The organism is Haloferax mucosum ATCC BAA-1512 (assembly GCF_000337815.1).
Taxonomy (GTDB): Archaea; Halobacteriota; Halobacteria; order Halobacteriales; family Haloferacaceae; genus Haloferax; species Haloferax mucosum.
Genome location: NZ_AOLN01000018.1, coordinates 19536 through 39727 on the forward strand (window position 1 = coordinate 19536; position 20192 = coordinate 39727).

Genomic DNA, 20192 nt, shown 5'->3' on the forward strand with positions numbered 1-20192 from the left:
AGATATAAGACAAAAAGTGGGTTCACCGCGCCATTTACGCTGGATAAGCACATATGTGCACTACATGAAAAAGAACGAACTAATCCACCTGCACACACTGCTCGTGGAGCTCGCAACAGAGTATCTCGACGAGGAAATCGCCTCGCGCGACGACCTCGAATCGTACTACCAACTCGAAATCGGTCCCGTAGCGCTCCGGTCTCGTCGCGCGGACCACGAACGCGCGGTCCGAACGCTCATGACTGCGCTCGCGGTGTGCGCCGCTCGTGACCTCGGCCGCGACTCCGCGGCGGTCCCCGGACAACACCTCCTTCGTTCCGACGACACGGCGACCGAAAGCACAGACCAGCGCGTTACGTCCCACTGAGCCCTCCTCTCTGCAATCGCATCCCCCGAGAGCGACAGCCACGCCGTCGGCCGACGAGAGAACCTAAGACGACCCAGTGAGACGCCCCGATATGCGACTCGAAGATTACTGGGGGGTCGGCCCGAAAACGTCGGCTCGGCTGGAGGCGGCGCTCGGTGCGGACGGCGCGGTCGCCGCCATCGAGTCTGCCGACGTGCGGGCGCTCGTTGACGCCGGCGTCACCCGCGGACGAGCGGTTCGAATTCTCAGGCGTGCCGACGGCAACGACGGTATCGACGTGCTCGCAACGCGCGACGCTCGAAACGTCTACGACGACCTGTTGTCGCTTGCGAGCGACTGCGCACTGACGGCGCATGCCGCGGACCGAATCCGCGTGTTGACGCCGCTTCCGACCGTGGAAGCGCGCCGCGCGCGACTCGACCGCGTCCGCGACGCCGCGGCCGCGTGGGACGCTCTCGACACCGACGCCCGCGAAGCCGTCGAAGCGGCGTTTCGCGCGTACGACGACGCGGGGGAGACGGAACGCGCCGCCGTTCGGGCCGCACTCGAACTCCGCGATGCGGGCCTCCGCGGTGAGACCTTCGACGCGCTCGACGAGGCCGACCCGGACGCGCTCCGCGACGCGCTGGGCGCACTCGGATACGTCGCCAACGACGGGTCGGTCGCCTCCGGCGCGGACGACCGCCTCGACCGCATGCGCGACCGTCTCGAAACCGTTCGGGACCTCGAATCGGGGTCGTTCGACGTCCTCGAAACCATCCAGTCGCGCGGCGTTCGGTCGCTCGACGACTTCCGGGCCGCGTTCGTCCAGTACGTCGCACAGGAGACCGACCTCTCGCGCGGCGAAGTCGAATCCACCGCCGCGGAAGACGCCAGAAACGCGACGGACTTCGTGAGCACGTCGCTTCGGGCGCTCGTAGAAGAACTCGAAGCCGACGTGGCCGACCGCGAGGCGACCGTCGCCGAGGAACTCCGCGACCGCATTTGGGCCGCCCGCGACGACGTTGACCTCGCGGTCGAGACGGTCGATGAGGTGGCGCTGTCGCTGTCGCTCGCGCGGTTCGCTCTCGAATACGACCTCACGAACCCTGCGATTTCCGAGACGGGACTGGCGGTCTGTGGTGCGCGCAACCTCTTTCTCGACGACCCGCAACCCGTCTCCTATGCCGTCGGCGACCACGACCTCTCGTGTGCGTCCGGACCTGTCCCGCCGTCGGGCGACCGCGTGTCGGTTCTCACGGGGGCCAACAGCGGCGGGAAGACGACGCTGTTGGAGACGCTCTCACAGGTCGCAGTTCTCGCGTCGATGGGGCTTCCGGTTCCGGCCGACGCGGCGCTCGTCGGCCGATTCGACTCGGTCGTCTTCCACCGACGACACGCGAGTTTCAACGCGGGCGTCCTGGAATCGACGCTGAAATCTATCGTCCCGCCGCTATCCGGTGATGGGCGGACGCTGATGCTCGTCGATGAGTTCGAGGCGATTACCGAACCCGGCCGCGCGGCGGACCTCCTCAACGGGTTGGTGAACCTCACCGTCGAGCGCGACGCGTTCGGCGTCTACGTCACGCACCTCGCGGACGAACTGAGTCCGTTGCCGCCGGAGGCGCGCATCGACGGTATCTTCGCGGAAGGACTCACGGACGAATTGGACCTCCGCGTCGATTACCAACCGCGGTTCGGAACTGTCGGCAAATCCACGCCGGAGTTCATCGTCTCGCGGTTGGTGGCGAATGCCCGAGACCGCGCTGAACGCGCCGGGTTCGAGGCGCTGGCGGCGGCGGTGGGCGAAGAAGCGGTACAAAAGACACTGTCCGACGCCGAGTTCGTCGGGTAGGCTGGCGAGTCGCGCGTCTCGGGAGGCGCTATGGCGACCGCCCGGACATCAACACATCTCGTCGAGTGAGACGAACGCGTCGATGTCGGCGGTCAACCACGCCTCCATCTGGTCGCAACAACTGTCACGGCGGGGGTAGACGGTGACCTTGTCGGGACTTCCTCGGTAGGTTACGACGACACTATGAAGATGGCAATCACCGGCGGTATCGACGCCGGGGCGGTCAACAGTCCCTGCAACCGAATCTTGAGAGGCGGGCACTTCGGACATTCGCCGTCACATATACAAACGCGACCGTGATTACATAACCTTCACTAAGTGTGGTACACATTGCCAATATCTGCAGGTACTAACACGTTCCACGTGGAGGGGGCGGGGTGAGATACATAGTCGGGGCGAGCGCTGTCGGGCGACTTCTGCCGCTGGAGGCGGCTTGAAGTGTTCGGCCGCGTCATCTGCGTGTCGATGGTTGATCCCACGTCCGATTTAGAAGCTGACGTAGCCCCCGAAGACGCCCCAACCTGTGCGACGTGTGGCGAGACAATCGTCAATGCCGCGACCCATCGGGCCGTCACGTGGATCGAAGACGAGACTGTCCGACACCGACACTTCTGCGACGACGACTGCCGAGACGCGTGGGACGACGAACGATAAGCGGAGGTCCTCGGCGCTGTGGGTGCGATTGGCTCTGTCAGGACTCTCCGTCTCTCAGTTGTGTCGGTGTTTCCGGTGTTGCCGTCGTACCATCGTTGTCGGCGTCGTCGGTGTTGTCACCGCCGTCGCCGAGTCGCAACTCCCTCGCGCTCGCTCACCACTCTCCCGCACTCGGTCGCCGCATCCCCGCGCCAAGTCGCTATTCGATGGTCGACCAGAACTGGTCGAGTCCGAACCCGAGCATATCGGGGCTGACCGGTCTGAACTCCTCGCATTCTTGTTCGGGTAGATAGTCGCGGACGCCGTTCCAAGAGTCACGCGCGTATCGAGCATCGACGAAGACGCGGACGCCGACCTCGTCGGTGCCGCGGATGACGCGCCCGATTGCTTGCCGCGCCTTGCGGACGGCAGGCACGGTGAGCGCAGTTTCGAATCCCGAGCCAAATTCTCTGTCGTACGCCGTCTTCACCGCGCGGGTCCGCGGCGACGACGTGTTGATGAGCGGGACGCCGCAGACGACGGCGGCCGAGAGTTTGTCTCCGCTGTAATCGACGCCCTCGGTGAGCGTCCCGCGGAGACTCGTGACGAGCACTTTCCCGTCGCCGCCGAAGAAATCGCGTTTGAGTTCCTCAGTCGCGCCGTCGTCGGAGGCTTCGTCCAGGAGTACGGGCTTGTCGGTTCGCGCTTCGAGCACGCCGGCCATCCACTCTGCTTCGGCGTAGTTCGGCATGCCGACGAGGACGTTTCCGGGCGACCGCTGGCACACTTCGGCCGCGGCGTCCGTGTACGCCAGTCGCGTCTCGTTTTCCTCGCCCGGCGGCCCGCGGTTGCTGTGTGTGAACTTCGGTACGTCCACGGCGAAACTCGCGCGGTTCGATTCGGGAAACCCGAGTCCGAAGGTCCGCTCGGCTATCGGTCGCCCGTCGTCAGCGAGGGCGTCGAGTCCGGTCACGCGCCGGAACACGTCTATCGGTTCGAGCGTCGCGCTCATCAGGACGCCGCCGCCGAAATCGCCCAGTCGCTCGGCGATTGCTTCGCCGGGCACGCAGTTGTGGACCGAGAGCCGAGCGTTGTAGGCGCGTCGCCACGACTCGGGCGGTTCCATCTCGTCCCACGTCCGTTCGAGGTCGATTTCGCGGAAGTGCTTTTCGTGGTCGGCGTAGGCCCACGTCGAGAGCGCGCGACCCGCCGCGGGGGCCGCTCGGCGCTTGTCGTCTTCTTCGACCGAGTCGAGGATGCGAGCGACCGCCGAGCCGGTCGCCTCGGCGCGGACCCACGTCCACTCGTCGTAGCCGTTCTCGTCGGCCCACTCGGTGAGCGCGTCCACGCCCGGCGATTCGGGGTCGCGGAGCGGTATCTCTTCGTCCGCGAGTTCGGTTAGGTCGGCGCGCCAACCGGTGTACTCGCTATCGAGGTGTGCCGTCACGCGCCGGTCGAGTTCCTCGCGGAGGTCGCGGACGAAATCGCGCGTCTCTTTCAGTTCGCGCAGGGTTACGTCGGCTTCCTGTAACTCACCGCGGACCAACTCGGCGTCGGCGGTCGATTTGCCCGCATCGTCGAACTCGACGGGTTGGATGACGCGCGTGAACTCACTTTCTGCGTCCCGGAGGGTTCGGTCGCCGACGCCGACAGAAACGAGGTCCCGGACTCGCGGTTCGAGCATGTGCGCCTCGTCGCAGATGACGAAGGTCGAATCGTCCACGAGCGCGCCGGTGAACGTGCCGACCGTCGTCGGGTCGAACGCGTGGTAGTAGTTACCGACGACGACCTCGACGTGGGGCAACAGCGCGCCCATCACGGAGTGCGGACACGACCCCGCGCCCGCGGCGAGCGAGACGAGGTCGTCGGTGGTGATGAGGCCCTTGTCGTCGAACTCGAAGGGGACGGCTTCGATCGGGTCGCCGTCGTCGGGAAGGTCCGCGAGGAAGTTCGCGTAAAATGGGCAGTACTCAACGTTCTCGTACTCGGGCATCGATTTCGGATACGGCGTCGGTTCGCCCGCTGTTTCGAGATAGGAGGGACCGGCCGTCGCCGACCCGGTGTTGAGGAGACCGGTCTGTTGTTCTCTCGCGTCCTTGGCGAGCGCCTCTGCACTCGTTCGCCCGCCGTCGCCGACGAGACCGCGAGTTCGGTCGCGGAGCGCTTCACAGCGGTCGTAGACGGTCGAATCGTCGATACCGCCACAGCGCTGTCTGCTGTAGGGACAGACGTCGGCCTTGCCAACGAGTGTGAGTCCGGAGACGGGGTTCCACTCGTTGGGGAGGTTTTCGTTGATAGTGCGGAGGTCGGCCTCGAACTGCCGGAGTTGCTGTTTGACGCTCGTGAGGACGAAGACGCGTTCGTAGTCGGAGTCGGGGTCGCGCACGAGGTCGATACCGGCGGTGAGCGCTAACATCGTCTTGCCGGTCCCGCACGCGCCTTCGACGACGGCAAACCCGTTGTTTCGAGCGGTCGCTATCGCGGTTTCGATTCCATCGGCTTGCTCCGGATACGCCTCCGGGTGGCCGAACACCTCCTGCCAGGTCACGCTCTCAGGTCCAGTTGCGACGGCCATAGGGGTGTCGGTGATGGCCGCGGATTCGTACTTGAAGTTTCGTTCGAGGTGAAGTTTCGTCCGAGGAAACGTCGAGTGTGCGAACGGCGCGTCGAGAGTGCCGTGTACCGACTGTTATTCGAGGAACGAGGAGATAGCGTCCGCGAACCCCTCTCTGTCGTCTTCGTCGCCGCCGACACAGACGACGAGCGGTGCGCTCACCGAGGCGTACACCTTCATCTCGCGTCCCTTCTCCGAGTACCGGGTCCCGGCGACGCGAACCAAGTCGGCGTCGAGGAGGTTCCCGAGGTGGTGTCGCGCGTTTTGGATGGACGTATCGACCATCTCGGCGAGTTCGGTCGCCGTCGCGGGCGACTCCTGTAGACACGACAGTATCTCGCGGGCGGTATCACACGAGAGGCTCCCGAGGAGTTGCTCCGTCTCGTCGTCGTTGAGCCAGTGGACACGAGGAGCACTCTCACCGCTTGTATCGACGTCCCCGTCGGACGGTAGCAACCCTGACATGATACTGTCAATCAGTGGGAGAAAGTAAACCGTTTCGGACGGTCACGATAAGGTACAGTTATACCGATGCGTTCTCCCCGCGACTGACTCCGGGGAGGAGGTTCGTCGCGTAGAGGACGGTGAGCACCGCGACGACGACGAACAGCCCGCCAGCGAGCGTCTGATACACGATTTCGAATTCGTAGCCGGCCTCCTTGAGAAGGCCCACAGCGCCGCTTCCGTTCGCCTCCAAGAGGAGTGCAGTCCCGCTGAAGACGGCGTATGCGCTGCCGCGGGCGTCGTTCGGGAGCGACGAGAGCATGAATGTGTCCAGCGCGGGAAACAGACTGTGGACGACGTAGCCGAGCACCGCGACGACGACGGCGACGGCGACGAATCCCTGTGCGAACGTGAGCGCGACGAGCGACCCGATGAAGGCGACGAGCAGGCCGAGAATGTAGGGCACGTGCGGGAGTTTATCCGCGAGTTGCCCCGAAAGCGAGAACGCCGGGACGCCCGCGGCGAAGACGATAGTCAACATCGTCCCCGCTTCGGTGGCGCTGAATCCTTTTCCGAGGTCCATGTAGACGACGAGGAAATTGAACAGCCCCTGCCAGACGAATCCCGCGGGCGCGATGAATAGAACGCCGGTGAGGATGAGTTTCCAGTGGCCGAGCGCGGCCGAAAAGTTCCGGTCGGTGCCGGTTCCGGCGCTGGCACTGCCGTCGCGGGAGACGGCGTATAGTAAGAGCGTCACGACCGCGGCGGCGACGGCGAGCGTTTGGAACGTCTCGCGCCACGTCGTCCCCGCTAAACTGAGGATGAAGACGACGGCCGGCGCGGCGACGACTGCGGCAATCTGGCTCGCAGAGCCGTGGATACCGACCATCCGACCGACGCGTTCGGGGAACAACTCGCCGACGAGCGGGACGGCGGAGACGAAGTACGCACCCGATGCGAGACCGATACCGAACGCGCCGATTTGGAGCGTCAGAAGCGACGTCGCGCTCGCGGTGAACGCCGAAGCGACGACGAGGAGCGTCCCTGCGCCGAGGACGACGCGTCGTCTCGACACCCGCGTCAGCAGGTAGCCGACCGGAATGCGTGGAACCGCGGTTCCGAGCCACACGAGCGTCATCACGATGCCGATAGCCCCAGAACCGACGGCGAAGTCGCTTTGGAGCGTCTCCACGAGCGGTGGGAACGCAACGCGACCGAAATTGACGAGGAAGACGAGTCCGCAGAGCGTGCCGAAGAGACGACGGGTCACTGAACGGGGTTTCTTGGCCCACGAGTCAAGCGTTGCGGAAGCGGACAGCGACGACACACGTTGGCTCGGGTGGCCACGTCCACAAATCGGTTATCACACGTTCAATCCGACTGTTCAGTCGTCGGTCCCGCGATTCGACCGTATCCGACTGCGTTCAACTGCGCCCGCCCGCATCCGGACTCGTCCAACCAGACCAACCGCACTCGGTCGAGCCTAACTACCGTCCGACCCTATCCGACCGCATCCAACCGGACCAGCCGGACCAGCCACGCCCGACCACATCTGTTAACGCGAGGCCGGGCGAACGACACGCTATGATAACGAGCAGACGCATGGCCGCGGTCGATGTGAACGCCGAAGCGCTCGGCGTCCCGCGGAAGCAACTCATGGAATCGAGCGGAAACGCCGTCGCTCGGGTCTGCCGCGACCTCGTTGACCCCGGCGCGACGGTCGCTATCGTCGCCGGACGCGGAAACAACGGCGGCGACGCGCTCGTCGCCGCACGGTTTCTACAGGTCTACGACGTGACCGTCCACCTCCTCGGTCGCCCCGAGACGATTGCGACCGACATCGCCCGCGAAAACTGGGACGCGCTCGTCGCCAGCGAACTCGACCACCGGACCGTCACTGACTCCGCCGCCTTCGACCTCGGCGACCCGGACCTCGTCGTGGACGCGATGCTCGGGACCGGCGTGACCGGTTCGCTCCGCGAACCAGAGGCGACCGCCGCGAAGGCCATCAACGACGCCGACGCGTCGGTTCTCGCGGTTGACGTGCCGTCCGGTATCGACGCCGACACCGGCGAGGCCGCGGGCGACGCCGTCGATGCAGACCACGTCGTCACCTTCCACGATGACAAACCCGGACTCGGCGACCTCGATTGCGACGTGACCGTCGCCGACATCGGCATTCCGGCGGCCGCAGAACGCTTTACCGGCCCGGGCGACCTGCTCGCCCTCCGGCGCGACGCACAGAGTCACAAAGGCGACCACGGCGACGTGCTCGTCGTCGGCGGAGGTCCGTACACCGGCGCGCCGGCGCTGGCCGCGCAGGCCGCACTCCGCGCTGGGGCCGACCTCGCTCGCGTCGCGTGCCCCGAACACGTCGCACGCGAGGTACAGGGATACTCCGAGAACCTCATCGTCCGCGGCTTCGCGGGCGACCGACTCGCACCCGAGCACGTCCCCGACCTCCTCGGGTTCGCCGCCGACCGCGACGTCGTCGTCTTCGGACCCGGACTCGGAGACGACGACGACTCACTCGATGCGGTCCGAGCCTTCCTCGACTCCTACGACGGTACCGCCGTCGTCGATGCCGACGCGCTCCAAGTCGTCCCCGACGTTGACACCGAAGCCACGCTCATCTGCACGCCGCACCAAGGCGAATTGCGACAGATGGGCGGCGAGACCGACGCCGACTGGGACGTGCGCCGCGACCTCGTTTCGGACTTCGCGGCCGACCTCGGACACACGCTTCTCGTGAAAGGCGCGTACGACGTGATTGCCGGCGGTGACGAGAGCCGCGTCAACCGAACCGGGAACCCCGGTATGACCGTCGGTGGAACCGGTGACGTGCTCGCGGGCGCGACCGGCGCGCTCGCGGCAGTGCTTCCGCCCCTCGATGCGGCCGCCGTCGCGGCCTACGCAAACGGACGCGCGGGCGACCTCGCGGCCGACGAATTCGACGGCGGACTGGTCGCAACCGACCTGCTCGAACGACTCCCCGAGGCCCTCCGAGGGGTTGACGAATGAGCGACGAAGCGGACACAGACGCCGAAGTCGAGACGGACACAGACGCCGAAACCGAGGTGGAATCCAACGCAGACGAGACTGCAGACGACGGGCAAGCACTGACACACGTCGATGACGACGGGACCGTCCAGATGGTCGATGTCGGTGCCAAACCAGACACGCGCCGTCGGGCGGTCGCCCACGGGACGATTCACCTCCGAGCCTCGACGATTCGGGCCATCCGCGAAGACCAAATCGGGAAAGGAGACGTGCTCGCAACCGCCCGAATCGGCGCGATTCAGGCCGTCAAGCACACGTGGGAGACGATTCCGATGTGCCACCAGATTCCCATCACGAACGTCGAGACCGTCTTCGACGTGGCCGACGAGTCGGTCACGCTCTCTGTCACCGTCGAGACGACCGGGAAGACGGGGTGTGAGATGGAGGCGCTCGAAGGCGTTACGACCGGTCTCAACGTCGTCTGGGACATGGTGAAGGCCGCCGAGAAGGACGACGCCGGCCAGTATCCGGGAACGAAGATTTCAGACGTGGAAGTCGTCACGAAAGAAAAAGAGACGCTTGGCTGAGCGCGTCTCGGGTCGAACTCTCAGGCCGAATCCGCGGGCACCGAGATGTCTGCGGCCTTCGCTCGCGCTTTTTCGACGATAGCCGGGCGCGCTTCGAATTCGACGTGGACCTGTTCGCCCTCGTAGTCTTCGCGCTCGACGTGCGCGTGGTCGTAGAGCCACGAGACGAGACTCATCGTGTCGTCGGCCATCGGTAGCAAGAGTCGTTCCTGCTCCCACGCGGGCAGTTCCCGCTCGACGCGCTCGGCCAGCGCTTCGACGTTCTCGCCGGTGAGACCCGAGACGGCGACCGGATTCGGTGCGAGCGCCGAGAGCGCGGCGCGTTTTTCTTCGAGTTCCGCGTCGGCCACCTTGTCCACCTTGTTGAACACGGTGACGATGGGGGCCTCGTTGCGCTCGTAGAGCGTGTCGTGGCTGGTGATGAGCTTTTCGCGCATCTCTTCGAGCGGTTCCGATGCATCAACCACGAGCAACACGAGGTCCGCGCGATAGACGGAGTCGAGTGTGGATTTGAACGACTCGACGAGCCAGTGGGGAAGGTCGGAGACGAAACCGACCGTGTCGGTCAGAAGGACGTCTCGCTTGCCCGTTTCGGCCCGCCGAGTCGTCGTTCCGAGGGTCGTGAACAGTTTGTCTTCTGACTCCGCGGTCGGGTCGAGGTCCGGATGCAAGTCGTCGTTTTGGCCGACCTCCAAGTCCGCGGCGAGTCGTTGCATCAGCGTCGATTTCCCGGCGTTCGTGTAGCCCGCGAGGGCCACGAGGTCGAAGCCGGATTCGCGGCGCTGTTCGCGTCGTGTCTCTTCTTTCTCCGCGATGGCGTCGAGTTCGTTTTTGATGCGCGAAATCTGCGCTTTGATGTCGCGCTCGCGGCTCTCGTCGTACTCGCCGAGACCCATGAAGCCGGGGCGCTCGTCGCGTTTCGCTAGCGACGCCTTCGCCTCGGCACGCGGGAGTTCGTACCGGAGTTCGGCGAGTTCGACCTGTAGCTGCGCCTTGCGGGTGTTCGCCCGCTGGCCGAAGATTTCGAGGATGAGCGTGAAACGGTCGATGACCTCGACATCGTTCGGAAGCTTCTGGCCGATGTTGTACGTCTGGTAGGGACCCAGTCGGTTATCGACGATAACGGCCGCGGCGTCTTCTCGTGCGACGAGCGACGCTAATTCGCCGACTTTCCCCTCGCCGAAGTGGAACGCGGCATCCTCTTCGCGGGTCTGTGAGAGGCGCGCGACTACCTCGTAGCCCGCCGCGCGGGCGAGGTCCGAAATCTCCGTGAGGTCGGCGTCTCCGCGGTCAACGCGCTTTGCGACGACGACGCGCGTCATCGCCACACCTCGGATGTGAAGTTCGTTGCCTGCACTGTATCAGTCGGTACTAGCCGCCGGAGCCACTTAAGCCCCGTTCGGCCGGGATTACACGTCGAGATGGCGGCTCGTCACCTCCCATTCCATAACCGCGTTTGGTCGCCGGGACTCTTGTAGATTGCCCGCGCCGGCGGCGAATCTGCCGAGTCTCACGACTGTCCCCCACAAGTAACTTATATGATCACGTCGGATGTTGGCGGTATGGACCCCTTGCAACTAAGCCTCGACCCGCAACAACTCGGGTTCGAATTCGGTAGCGGGGCCGTCGTCGGCGGTATCATCGGCTTCGCCGCCAAGAAGGTGGCAAAGATTATCGCCGTCATCGTCGGTCTCGAACTCGCTGTGTTCAAGTTCCTCGAATCGCGCGGCATCCTCTCAGTCGATTGGGAACGCCTCACCGGCGGCCTCGTGAGTGCGACCCAAGACGCCGCGACAGGTGCGCCACCGGACTGGATTTCGACGATTCTCTCCACGCTTTCTATCTCCGCCGGCTTCTCCGGTGGGTTCCTCGTCGGTTTCAAGAAGGGATAACCGCTGGTTAGCGTTGCGCGGATGTCTCACAGCACTGTCGTTGGACTCCTGAATTCCGTGCTTCTCGTCGTGATGGGCTATCGAACCACCCAGTACAGAGACGCCATTGCGGACCGTCTTTCGCCGAAAATATACGCCCATCTGAACGGTCGAAGACGAAGTGAGTTTATCGTCGGGTACTCTCGTGGTATCTCCACTGGAATCCGTACATTTTCTGCGTCCTATTTCCTGTTTGCGGCGGTCGGAGGCGTTACCACGGTCCTCGACGGCCTGTCGTCCCCGTACTCCTACGAGTACACAGCATTCTGCTCGTGCTGGTCGGTGGGTTGTTAATCGCAGTGGACTCGATTGTCCCGCCGTCACTCGTTTCGACGCCGGAATCGACGGGTATCGTTCGAGCCACTGTCCACACTGGCGTGGTGTTCTTGTTCGGTGCCGCGTTCATCCAAATCTCGGCTCTCTCCTCGTCGTTTCTCCCCATCCAGCATGCGAGTGAACTATCGGCTCCGGTAGCACTCGCTATCGAGGTCTCGGCAACGGCGGTGCCGACCCTCGCGCCGTTCGTCGTCAGTTACGTCCTCATACTGGGTCTGGCTAACGGGCAGTGAAAAAGACAGACTGAGTCGTCCCTCAGTCGTTACAGGTTGTCACCCAGTCGTTGTCGGTTGTCTCTCGGTCGTTATAGGTCGTCTTCGTCCTTTACGATGCGCGTTTCTGCGGTTCCGCTTGTGATGTTGTTCACCTTGTCGTAGAAGTCGTTTTGCATCCCTGCGGGGAACGTGATGACGCCGACCCACGACCCGTCGCTTTGCCACTCTTCGCGTTCGAGGTCACCGTAACTTCGAATCTGTGCCTGTCCGCTACCGGCGTATTCGGCGGGCAGTTGGACGGCGACGGTGACCTCGGCGAACTTGATGGGCAGGACGGGACGGAGCGCGTCGAGCGCGTCGTCAACCTGCGATTCGACCGGCTCCATCGGGTCGATTTTGAATCCGGCTTCTTCGAGCGCGCGCTCGATTCGCTCGGGCGGGTGCGGCGAGTCGTTCATCTGTGGGTTGACCGCGTTGCGGGCGATGCGGTTGATGAGCGACCGGCGCTTTTGTTCCTGCATCTCGCGGCGCTGGTCGGCCGTAATCTGGATTTCCCCTTTCTTGACGACCTCGGGGATAATCTCCATCGGGTCGGTCGTTCCGAACACCTTTTCGAGGTCGTTTTCGGCGGGGCGGTCACCGCGAGACGCGTCTTCGAACACGTCTTCGGCGGCGATGACCGCTTCGAGGTCGCCGTCGAACTCGTCGCGCTTGATTGCGAGCGCCGCATCGGGGTCGATGAGCACCTCGAAACGCGCGCCGTGAGATTCCAGGCGGGCCGTGACTGCCTCGTCGAGTGAAATCATAGGTTGCGATACTCTCTCCGTGCTAAAAAGCCCTCGCCGACCGGATGACCGTCGCGGCGTCCCGCGAAATTCGCCGTCTTCGACGGTGAAGAAACCGTTATGCTGGCCTGTCACCCATCTCACGGTATGACCGAACAATCGTCGGAGAAGTCCCTCGAAGCACGCATCGAACTGTTCATGCGCCGAAACTTCCCGCAGATTCAAATGCACGGTGGGAACGCGGGTATCGAGGCGCTCGACGAAGACACAGGAGAGGTGTGGATTTCGCTCACCGGCGCGTGTTCCGGGTGCGGTATCTCGCCGATGACGATTCAGGCGCTCAAGTCCCGGATGGTCGCCGAGTTCGACGAAATCGACGCCGTACACGCCTCGACCGGCGGCTTCTACGACGACGAATCAGGCGCGAGCTTCGAACCTGACGTCTCCGACGTACCGTTCTAAGCGTCGAAATTACACCGCGGGTTCGGTTCGGGAGACAGCGTCTCCCGGACTCTGACGCCTCGGTTACGCCGCGGCGTCGATGATGTCAACGAGGTCTTCTTTGCTCTGAACGCCGATGACCTGCTTCACCTGCTCGCCGCGAGCGTAGAACTGGAGGGTCGGGACGCTTCGAATCTGTTTTTCGCGGGCGAGGTCTTGGAGTTCGTCGATGTCAACTTTCGCCACGACGGCGTTCGTCTCCTCGGCGATTTCCTCGACGGTGGGTTCGAGCATCTTGCACGGGCCACACCACTCGGCGTGGTAATCGACGAGGACGACGTCGTGGTCGGCGATGAGTTCGTCGAGGTGGGCCGCGCTCTCGACGTGGATGGGGGCACTGGTCGCGTCTGGTGAACTCATGCACACACATACCGGCGCGACACTCTTACCCATTGCGCCTGTTTGCGTGGGACCGCACGACCGCGAAACGGCGGGTTCGCGCGTCGTCGACTGCGCGTCGGTACTCGACAGTCGATAGTCGGCAGTCGGCACTCGATAGTCGCTACTCGACAACCGGTAGTTGGCAACCAGCACAGCAGTCGGCGCGAGCCGACTCAGCAGTCGTACGTCAAGAGCACGCCGTCGTCAACTCGCTCTACCGCGCGCAACGAGAGGCTCGGAAAGTCCGCGACGAAGCCGTCGCCGTCGGCAAGCGTCGGCGCGTCGCGTCCGCCGATGACCATCGACCCGACGTACAACGAGAGTTCGTCCACGAGACCGTCCGAAAACAGCGAGAAGATGACTTCGCCGCCGCCTTCGACCATCAGCCGCTCGACTCCGCGCGCTTCGAGCGCGTCGCAGGCTTCGGGAAACGAGACGCGTTCTTCGCCCGCCTCGACGATGACTGCGCCCGACGCTTCGAGGTCGGCGCGGCGGTCTGCGGGTGCGGCCGCCGAGACGAGGACGTACGTCGTCGCCTCGTCGTCGAGGATTCGGGCGTCTGTCGGGGTTCGCGCCCGCGAGTCGGCGACGACTCGGGCGGGGTGCGGCGGTTCGCCTCGGGCCTCGCGGGCCGAGACGAGTTCGTCGTCGTCGAGCGTCAGGTGTGGGTCGTCGGCGAGCACGGTGCCGACGCCGACGAGCACGGCGTCCGTGGTCGCTCGGATTTCGTCCACGCGGGCGAAGTCGTCGTCGCCACTGATTTTGATTTGCTCGCGGCGGCGCGAGGAGAGTTTGCCATCGACGCTCGTGGCGGCGTTGACGTGGACGTGCATGGCCGTCTGTCGGTGGGGGCGGCGAAAACGCCTTTCGATGGCCCGTCGTCGCAACATTCCCCGGACAGGAATTAAATAGGCATCTGTGGTACATTGTGCCATCAATGTCTGCGAAGGTCCTCATGTTGGGTTGGGGGTTCCCGCCGAACGTCAGCGGCGGTCTCGACACACACGTCGGCGAGTTGTTCGAGCGACTGGAAGCGCGCGACGACGTCGAGATAGAACTCGTCTTACCGGCGGAGTACGCGCCCGACCGCGAGAATATCGTCGGCGTCCCGACGGGCGAGGGCGACATCATCACGCGAATCGGTCGTCTCGGCTCGGCGTTTGCAGAGCGGGCCGCAGACGCCGACATCGTTCACACACACGACTGGTTCGGCTACGGTCCGGGGTCGCGCGCGAAGTCGAACAACGAGGACATCGAATGGGTGACGACCTTCCACTCACTGTCGTCGGACCGCAACATCGACCCGCCACAGCGGGAAGTCGAGACCGAACGCCGCATCGCCGAGCGCTGTGACCATCTCCTCGCGGTGAGCAATCTCCTCGCAACGAAGGTCAAAGACGAGTACGGCGGCGACTGCCACGTCATCTACAACGGGTTTTCGGAGTGCGAAACGACCGGCCGCGACATCAAAGCCGAACTCGGTATCGACGGGAAGATGCTCTTTTTCGTCGGACGCCACACGGACCAAAAGGGAATCTCACACCTCGTCTACGCGCTGGAGAAACTCGGCCGCGAAGACGTGACACTCGTCATGGGCGGGTCCGGCCATCTCACCGACCAACTCAAGCGATTCGCCGAACTGCTCGGTGTCGAGGACCGAATCGAGTGGGTCGGCTACGTGCCCGAACCGGAACTCGGCGACTATTACGCCGCCGCGGACCTGTTCGTCTCGCCGTCGCTTTCCGAACCGTTCGGTATCACAATCGTCGAGGCGCTTTCGACCGGCACGCGCGTTGTCGCAACCGAAAGCGGCGCGGCAGAGGTGCTCCCGGACGACTGCGTTATCGAAGTCGAACCCGACTCGCAGTCTATTGCCGACGGCATCGAATACGGGCTTTCGCTCGACGGCGAACCGGAGTACGAACCGTACACGTGGGACCGAGTCGTAGACGAGACGGTCAAGTTCTATCACGAAATCATCGACGAGACGGACTGACGGGACTGAGAGCGGCGACGTGCTGACGAGGTCACCGAAGCAGACGAATGTCGGTTACCGGCTCGGGGTGGCGAATCCGGTAGCCGCCTCTCGTCGGGACCATGCCCTCGCGGGGCATCGTCCCGCGTGCGGACTGATACGGCGAATCGTCGGTTTGGACCGACTGGTACGACGAGTCGCCCCCCGATTGGTACGGGCTGTCCGACCGCTGGTACGCGCTGTCGCTCGACTGTCCGGCATCGAAGTCTTCCGGAGGCAGATAGATTCGCTCGCCCGATGCCGAGCGGACGACGACCGCCGTGTCCTTGTCGCCGGCCATCACGATGGTTGTCCAGCCGTCTTCGATAGTTACTGAGAAGGACACGTTTCCGTCCTCGTTCCCGTCTTCGCCCACACCCGTGGTCTCGTCGTTCGTCATACGCTTCAGACGGGCGCGAGCACACTTAGTGATTCGCACACACACTACTGCCGAACACGCCCCGTCTCGCTGACGACGGGGTCGCCCTCGGCGGCTTCTGAGTTGCGGACGCTCGTCGTCACGTTCGTCGGGCCGGCAACCCTTTTTATTCGATGGGGGCGAATGCCCCACCGATGGAACTCGACCAGCATGCCGAGGAGCTTGCCTCCGCCCTCGGTGTCGATAAAGAGGAGGTCAAATCCGACCTGCAGAACCTCCTGCAGTACAGCGTCCCGCTTGACGAAGCGAAACAGAGCGTCCGCCGAAAACACGGCGGCGGCACGTCGGGGGGCGACGCTCCGCCGTCTTCGAAGCAAATCGCCGACATCGACCCCGACGACGGGAACGTCTCGGTGACGGTTCGCGTCCTCACCGTCGGCACGCGCTCTATCGTCTACCAAGGCGACGCCCAAACCATCCGCGAGGGCGAACTCGCCGACGAATCGGGCGTCATCTCCTACACCGCGTGGCAGGACTTCGGCTTCGAACCCGGCGACTCCGTGACCATCGGCAACGCTGGCGTCCGCGAGTGGGACGGCAAGCCCGAACTCAACATCGGCGCGTCTTCCACCGTCGGCGTCGAGTCCGAACCGGTCGAGACGCCATACGACGACCGCATCGGCGGCGACGAGTCACTCATCGACCTCGACGCGGGTGACCGCGGCCGCACCGTCGAAGTGCGCGTTCTCGAAGTCGATTCGCGGACAATCGACGGCCGTGATGGCGAGACGACCATCCTTTCGGGCGTCGTCGCCGACGAGACCGGCCGACTGCCCTTCACCGACTGGCAACCCCGCCCGGACGTCAAAGAAGGCGCGAGCCTCCGTCTCTCGGACGTGTACGTCCGCGAGTTCCGCGGCGTCCCGCAGGTGAACATCTCGGAGTTCACGTCGCTCGAAGTGCTCGACGAGCCGGTCGCCGTGACTGACGCCGCGCCGCGACTCACGATTGGTGAAGCCGTCGATGCGGGCGGCATGTTCGACGTCGAAATCCTCGGCAACGTCCTCGAAGTACGCGACGGGTCCGGTCTCATCGAGCGCTGTCCCGACTGCGGTCGCGTCGTCCAGAACGGCCAGTGTCGCCAACACGGCGACGTTGACGGTGAAGACGACATGCGCGTGAAGGCGATTCTCGACGACGGAACGGGCACGCTGACGGCGATTCTCGACCGCGACCTCACGGAGGAACTCTACGGCGGGACAATGGCCGAAGCGATGGACGCCGCCCGCGAGGCGATGGACAAGGAAGTCGTCGCCGACGAAATCGCGTCGAAAGTCGTCGGCTGTGAGTACCGCGTCCGCGGGAACCTCTCGGTTGACGAGTACGGCGCGAACCTCGAAGCCGACGAGTTCGAGGAGACCGACGACGACCCCGCTGAACGTGCCGCGACCCTTCTTACGGAGGTGCGCGCATGAGTTCCTCGCCGGTCGTCGGCACCCGCGAAGTCGCCTACCGCCTCTTTGCCGTCGAGTTCGACGACGCGTCGCTCTCGTACTCCGAAAGCGACGAAGAACGAGCACCGAACTTCGTGGTCTCCCCGACGGGCGCGCGCCTGAATCGCACGTTCGTCGCTGGCGTCCTCACCGAAGTCGAACGCGTCAACGACGAAGTGCTCCGTGGGCGAATCGCCGACCCGACGGGCGCGTTCGTCACCTACGCCGGGCAGTACCAACCCGAACCGATGGCGTTCCTCGATGGGACGACGCCGCCGGCGTTCGTCTCGCTCGCCGGGAAAGCCCGAACGTACGAACCCGACGACGCGGACGTGGTGTACACGTCGGTCCGCCCCGAGAGCATCAACACCGTCGATGCCGACGTGCGTGACCGCTGGGTCGTCTCGGCCGCCGAAGCGACGCTCCGGCGAATCGCGGTGTTCGACGAAGCGCTGTCGATGCCCTACCGCGGCGACGACCTGACCCGCGCGCTCGAAGCCCGCGGCGTTGATTCGACGCTCGCCGCCGGGATTCCACGCGCTATCGAGCACTACGGAACGACCCGCACGTACCTCGAAGCGCTCCGCGAACTCGCCGTGCAGGCGCTCGAACTCGTCGCCGGCGACCGCGACCAAGTTGACCCGCTGTCTGTCGCACCCGACGAAGGCGGCGACGCGGTCCTCGGCTCGCTTCCTGCCCCCGACCTCGAACCGGTCGAGAGCATCGACGTGACGGCTACCGAGACCGAGTCGGAAGCAGACGGCTCCGCCGAGACGGGTGAACTCACAGCGAGTGCCGATTCTGCGGACTCCGACGGGCCGGAAGCCGTCGCGGAGACCGACGACGCGTCCGAATCGAAGTCCGAACCACGGACAGCCGACTCTGCGCCCGAGGCGACAGCCGAATCGACGGACGCACTCGGAGACGACGTTGCGACCGAATCGCAGACGGCCGCGGCTGGCGCCGAAGCCGACGCCGACACAGCCGCCGAGTCCAAGATTGAGGCGGCGAGTAACTCCGAGCCTGAACTGGCATCCGAGCCTGAACCGGCTCCCGAATCGGTATCCGGTTCGGAACCAGCAGTCGAATCTGAGTCGGAACTGGAATCGAAGCCAGAGCCGGAATCGGAATCGGAACCCGAATCCTCGTCTGACTCGTCCGGCACTCTCGGCGACTTCGGGGACGACCCAGCCGAACACGACTCGCTCGATGCGACCGACGGCGAACTTGGCGATTTCGAGGACGACTTCGGCGACATCGACTCGTCGGAATCCGAGGACACATCGGCCGACACAGAGGCTGGCGATTCGGACGCCGACAGCGCGTCTTCGACCGACCCGAACGGGATGTACGAACTCGGCGACGACGAGCGGGCCGAAATAGAGTCCGAGTTCGGCACGGAGTTCACTTCCGGGACCGACGTTGACCCCGCCGGCGAGGCGGATATCGACGTTCCCGACGCGAACGAACTCTCCGAACAACTCGAAGACGAACCGGTCTCGAAGTCGGAAGCAGAAGCAGAACCTGCCTCGGAACCTGTGTCTACAACGCCATCCGAACCTGCCTCGGGGTCGGAAGCGGCCGCCGACCAAGACGCCGCGCCCGCGCCCGAATCTGGCGCAACTTCGGATACCGCAACCGACGAGACGGCCGACGACGGTGACGGCGACGACGACACCGCCGCCGAAGACATCGACCTCGAATCGGTCGTCGTAGACACCATGGAAACCCTCGACGACGGCGACGGTGCCGCCCACGACGACGTGCTCGCGGTCGTCGTCGATGAGCACGGCGCAGACCCCGGTGCGGTCGAAGACGCGATTCAGGAGGCGCTCCTCGGCGGCCGGTGCTACGAACCGCAGGACGGCGTGCTGAAAGCGATCTAAGTCGTGTCCGACTCCCTCGTCGAACCGGTTCCCGGCCACCCCGCCGCCGTCGCCCAAACGACGCGCCGCGGGTTCCCGGAGCGTTCGCTCGTCGTCGCCGACTACCACGCCGGTATCGAGTCCGGACTGCGCTACGAGCGCGGCGTCGAACTGCCGTCGAACGCCGCCGTCCGACGCGAACGACTCCTGTCGCTTCTCGACCGAACCGAAGCCGACCGACTCGTCGTCCTCGGCGACCTCGGCCACCGCATCGGCGACCCGAAAGGCGACGAAGCCGGGGAGCTACGGGACCTCGTTGCCGCCGTGACCGACCGCGCCGAGATGACGCTCGTCCCCGGGAATCACGACGGCGGTCTCACGGACTTCTTCGACGACTGCGTCGAGGTAACGGACCGCGCTGGCGTCCGCCTCGGCGACGTGGGATTCTGCCACGGCCACACGTGGCCCGCCCGCGACGTCCTCGCGGCCGACGTGGTCTGTTCGGCCCACGAGCACCCGGCGGTCAGACTGGAAGACGAAGTCGGTGGCGGGCGAAAAGAGCGCGTCTGGCTTCGCGGGTCGCTCGCGGTGGAGGTGTTCGCCGACCACTTCGACGTGGACGTATCGGAGTTAGAATGGCACGACCCCGAATTGGTCGTGTTTCCGGCGTTCAACAACACCTCCGGCGGAACGTGGGTCAACGTCCCCGGTCAGGGGTTTCTCTCGCCGTTCCTTCCAGATGGGCTGGTGGATGGGGAGGCGTACCTGCTCGATGGGACGCGGTTGGGTGACTATCGGAACGTCTGAGCGGAG

Annotated in this window: 21 protein-coding genes; 12 read left to right on the plus strand and 9 right to left on the minus strand. The window is 64.6% G+C overall.

Features of this window, described 5'->3' with window-relative positions; translation table 11 throughout:
- The first annotated feature begins 64 nt into the window (after positions 1 to 64).
- Both C440_RS12690 and C440_RS12695 read left to right on the plus strand, forming a co-directional pair.
- A complete protein-coding gene (locus C440_RS12690) occupies positions 65 to 367 on the plus strand; it encodes a UPF0058 family protein (protein ID WP_008320896.1) in 303 nt (100 codons plus the stop codon).
- 91 nt (positions 368 to 458) lie between these two features.
- The gene (locus tag C440_RS12695) at positions 459 to 2201 is read left to right on the plus strand and encodes a DNA mismatch repair protein (protein WP_008320897.1); all 1743 of its coding nucleotides are present in this window, start codon (positions 459 to 461) and stop codon (positions 2199 to 2201) included.
- 48 nt (positions 2202 to 2249) lie between these two features.
- Here the strand turns inward: C440_RS12695 and C440_RS12700 are convergent, their stop codons facing one another.
- Positions 2250 to 2471, minus strand: a complete 222-nt coding sequence (locus tag C440_RS12700) for a DUF7511 domain-containing protein (protein WP_049915825.1) — start codon at positions 2469 to 2471, stop codon at positions 2250 to 2252.
- Between the two features lie 195 nt (positions 2472 to 2666).
- On the opposite strand from C440_RS12700, the gene C440_RS12705 reads away from it, so the two are divergent.
- Positions 2667 to 2855 carry a DUF7576 family protein gene (locus C440_RS12705; protein ID WP_008320898.1) on the plus strand — a complete coding sequence of 63 codons (189 nt, stop codon included), beginning with the start codon at positions 2667 to 2669 and terminating at the stop codon, positions 2853 to 2855.
- A 199-nt stretch (positions 2856 to 3054) separates the two neighbouring features.
- On the opposite strand, the gene C440_RS12710 is transcribed toward C440_RS12705, so the two are convergent.
- The 3 genes from C440_RS12710 to C440_RS12720 all read right to left on the minus strand — a co-directional run bounded on the left by C440_RS12710 (position 3055) and on the right by C440_RS12720 (position 7162).
- Positions 3055 to 5409 carry an ATP-dependent DNA helicase gene (locus tag C440_RS12710; protein ID WP_008320899.1) on the minus strand — a complete coding sequence of 785 codons (2355 nt, stop codon included), beginning with the start codon at positions 5407 to 5409 and terminating at the stop codon, positions 3055 to 3057.
- Positions 5410 to 5523: 114 nt separating this feature from the next.
- Entirely contained in the window at positions 5524 to 5913 is a 390-nt protein-coding gene (locus C440_RS12715; RefSeq protein WP_008320901.1) for an ArsR/SmtB family transcription factor, read from the minus strand.
- 58 nt (positions 5914 to 5971) lie between these two features.
- A complete protein-coding gene (locus tag C440_RS12720; protein ID WP_008320902.1) occupies positions 5972 to 7162 on the minus strand; it encodes an MFS transporter in 1191 nt (396 codons plus the stop codon).
- Positions 7163 to 7476: 314 nt separating this feature from the next.
- Between C440_RS12720 and C440_RS12725 the strand changes: the two genes are divergently transcribed.
- Entirely contained in the window at positions 7477 to 8913 is a 1437-nt protein-coding gene (locus tag C440_RS12725; protein ID WP_083894020.1) for an NAD(P)H-hydrate dehydratase, read from the plus strand.
- Complete coding sequence (moaC, locus tag C440_RS12730) at positions 8910 to 9479, plus strand: cyclic pyranopterin monophosphate synthase MoaC (protein ID WP_008320905.1); 570 nt, start codon at positions 8910 to 8912, stop codon at positions 9477 to 9479. The genes C440_RS12725 and moaC overlap by 4 nt, the downstream gene beginning before the upstream one ends.
- Before the next feature lie 20 nt (positions 9480 to 9499).
- Here moaC and hflX read toward each other — a convergent pair whose 3' ends face one another.
- A complete protein-coding gene (hflX, locus tag C440_RS12735; RefSeq protein WP_008320907.1) occupies positions 9500 to 10801 on the minus strand; it encodes a GTPase HflX in 1302 nt (433 codons plus the stop codon).
- Positions 10802 to 11041: 240 nt separating this feature from the next.
- On the opposite strand from hflX, the gene C440_RS12740 reads away from it, so the two are divergent.
- Together C440_RS12740 and C440_RS12745 are read left to right on the plus strand one after the other, a co-directional pair.
- Positions 11042 to 11371 carry an FUN14 domain-containing protein gene (locus C440_RS12740; protein ID WP_049915827.1) on the plus strand — a complete coding sequence of 110 codons (330 nt, stop codon included), beginning with the start codon at positions 11042 to 11044 and terminating at the stop codon, positions 11369 to 11371.
- Positions 11372 to 11709: 338 nt separating this feature from the next.
- A complete protein-coding gene (locus C440_RS12745; RefSeq protein WP_049915829.1) occupies positions 11710 to 11979 on the plus strand; it encodes a hypothetical protein in 270 nt (89 codons plus the stop codon).
- A 71-nt stretch (positions 11980 to 12050) separates the two neighbouring features.
- Here C440_RS12745 and C440_RS12750 read toward each other — a convergent pair whose 3' ends face one another.
- Positions 12051 to 12767, minus strand: a complete 717-nt coding sequence (locus tag C440_RS12750; protein WP_008320910.1) for a ribosome assembly factor SBDS — start codon at positions 12765 to 12767, stop codon at positions 12051 to 12053.
- 126 nt (positions 12768 to 12893) lie between these two features.
- On the opposite strand from C440_RS12750, the gene C440_RS12755 reads away from it, so the two are divergent.
- Positions 12894 to 13208 (plus strand): NifU family protein, encoded by a 315-nt coding sequence (locus C440_RS12755; protein ID WP_083894021.1) that lies wholly within the window; start codon positions 12894 to 12896, stop codon positions 13206 to 13208.
- A 63-nt stretch (positions 13209 to 13271) separates the two neighbouring features.
- On the opposite strand, the gene trxA is transcribed toward C440_RS12755, so the two are convergent.
- Together trxA and C440_RS12765 are read right to left on the minus strand one after the other, a co-directional pair.
- Complete coding sequence (gene trxA / locus C440_RS12760) at positions 13272 to 13607, minus strand: thioredoxin (protein WP_049915944.1); 336 nt, start codon at positions 13605 to 13607, stop codon at positions 13272 to 13274.
- Between the two features lie 194 nt (positions 13608 to 13801).
- Positions 13802 to 14461 (minus strand): 2,5-diamino-6-(ribosylamino)-4(3H)-pyrimidinone 5'-phosphate reductase, encoded by a 660-nt coding sequence (locus tag C440_RS12765; protein ID WP_008320914.1) that lies wholly within the window; start codon positions 14459 to 14461, stop codon positions 13802 to 13804.
- Between the two features lie 122 nt (positions 14462 to 14583).
- Between C440_RS12765 and C440_RS12770 the strand changes: the two genes are divergently transcribed.
- A complete protein-coding gene (locus C440_RS12770; protein ID WP_049915946.1) occupies positions 14584 to 15624 on the plus strand; it encodes a glycosyltransferase family 4 protein in 1041 nt (346 codons plus the stop codon).
- 31 nt (positions 15625 to 15655) lie between these two features.
- On the opposite strand, the gene C440_RS12775 is transcribed toward C440_RS12770, so the two are convergent.
- Positions 15656 to 16042 carry a DUF7510 family protein gene (locus tag C440_RS12775; RefSeq protein ID WP_008320917.1) on the minus strand — a complete coding sequence of 129 codons (387 nt, stop codon included), beginning with the start codon at positions 16040 to 16042 and terminating at the stop codon, positions 15656 to 15658.
- 173 nt (positions 16043 to 16215) lie between these two features.
- Between C440_RS12775 and C440_RS12780 the strand changes: the two genes are divergently transcribed.
- From C440_RS12780 to C440_RS12790, 3 genes are read left to right on the plus strand one after another with little or no spacing between them, the layout of a single operon-like run.
- The gene (locus C440_RS12780) at positions 16216 to 17496 is read left to right on the plus strand and encodes a Single-stranded DNA binding protein (protein ID WP_008320918.1); all 1281 of its coding nucleotides are present in this window, start codon (positions 16216 to 16218) and stop codon (positions 17494 to 17496) included.
- Complete coding sequence (locus C440_RS12785; RefSeq protein ID WP_008320919.1) at positions 17493 to 19400, plus strand: hypothetical protein; 1908 nt, start codon at positions 17493 to 17495, stop codon at positions 19398 to 19400. The genes C440_RS12780 and C440_RS12785 overlap by 4 nt, the downstream gene beginning before the upstream one ends.
- Before the next feature lie 3 nt (positions 19401 to 19403).
- Complete coding sequence (locus tag C440_RS12790; protein WP_008320920.1) at positions 19404 to 20186, plus strand: metallophosphoesterase; 783 nt, start codon at positions 19404 to 19406, stop codon at positions 20184 to 20186.
- Positions 20187 to 20192 lie beyond the last annotated feature (6 nt).

Bases quoted from the DNA above. Each gene is read 5' to 3' on its own strand.
- C440_RS12690 (WP_008320896.1), top strand. From the start codon at position 65: ATGAAAAAGAACGAACTAATCCACCTGCACACACTGCTCGTGGAGCTC.
- C440_RS12695 (WP_008320897.1), top strand. From the start codon at position 459: ATGCGACTCGAAGATTACTGGGGGGTCGGCCCGAAAACGTCGGCTCGG.
- C440_RS12700 (WP_049915825.1), bottom strand. From the start codon at position 2,471: ATGTCCGAAGTGCCCGCCTCTCAAGATTCGGTTGCAGGGACTGTTGAC.
- C440_RS12705 (WP_008320898.1), top strand. From the start codon at position 2,667: ATGGTTGATCCCACGTCCGATTTAGAAGCTGACGTAGCCCCCGAAGAC.
- C440_RS12710 (WP_008320899.1), bottom strand. From the start codon at position 5,409: ATGGCCGTCGCAACTGGACCTGAGAGCGTGACCTGGCAGGAGGTGTTC.
- C440_RS12715 (WP_008320901.1), bottom strand. From the start codon at position 5,913: ATGTCAGGGTTGCTACCGTCCGACGGGGACGTCGATACAAGCGGTGAG.
- C440_RS12725 (WP_083894020.1), top strand. From the start codon at position 7,477: ATGATAACGAGCAGACGCATGGCCGCGGTCGATGTGAACGCCGAAGCG.
- moaC (WP_008320905.1), top strand. From the start codon at position 8,910: ATGAGCGACGAAGCGGACACAGACGCCGAAGTCGAGACGGACACAGAC.
- hflX (WP_008320907.1), bottom strand. From the start codon at position 10,801: ATGACGCGCGTCGTCGTCGCAAAGCGCGTTGACCGCGGAGACGCCGAC.
- C440_RS12740 (WP_049915827.1), top strand. From the start codon at position 11,042: ATGGACCCCTTGCAACTAAGCCTCGACCCGCAACAACTCGGGTTCGAA.
- C440_RS12750 (WP_008320910.1), bottom strand. From the start codon at position 12,767: ATGATTTCACTCGACGAGGCAGTCACGGCCCGCCTGGAATCTCACGGC.
- C440_RS12755 (WP_083894021.1), top strand. From the start codon at position 12,894: ATGACCGAACAATCGTCGGAGAAGTCCCTCGAAGCACGCATCGAACTG.
- trxA (WP_049915944.1), bottom strand. From the start codon at position 13,607: ATGAGTTCACCAGACGCGACCAGTGCCCCCATCCACGTCGAGAGCGCG.
- C440_RS12765 (WP_008320914.1), bottom strand. From the start codon at position 14,461: ATGCACGTCCACGTCAACGCCGCCACGAGCGTCGATGGCAAACTCTCC.
- C440_RS12770 (WP_049915946.1), top strand. From the start codon at position 14,584: ATGTTGGGTTGGGGGTTCCCGCCGAACGTCAGCGGCGGTCTCGACACA.
- C440_RS12775 (WP_008320917.1), bottom strand. From the start codon at position 16,042: ATGACGAACGACGAGACCACGGGTGTGGGCGAAGACGGGAACGAGGAC.
- C440_RS12780 (WP_008320918.1), top strand. From the start codon at position 16,216: ATGGAACTCGACCAGCATGCCGAGGAGCTTGCCTCCGCCCTCGGTGTC.
- C440_RS12785 (WP_008320919.1), top strand. From the start codon at position 17,493: ATGAGTTCCTCGCCGGTCGTCGGCACCCGCGAAGTCGCCTACCGCCTC.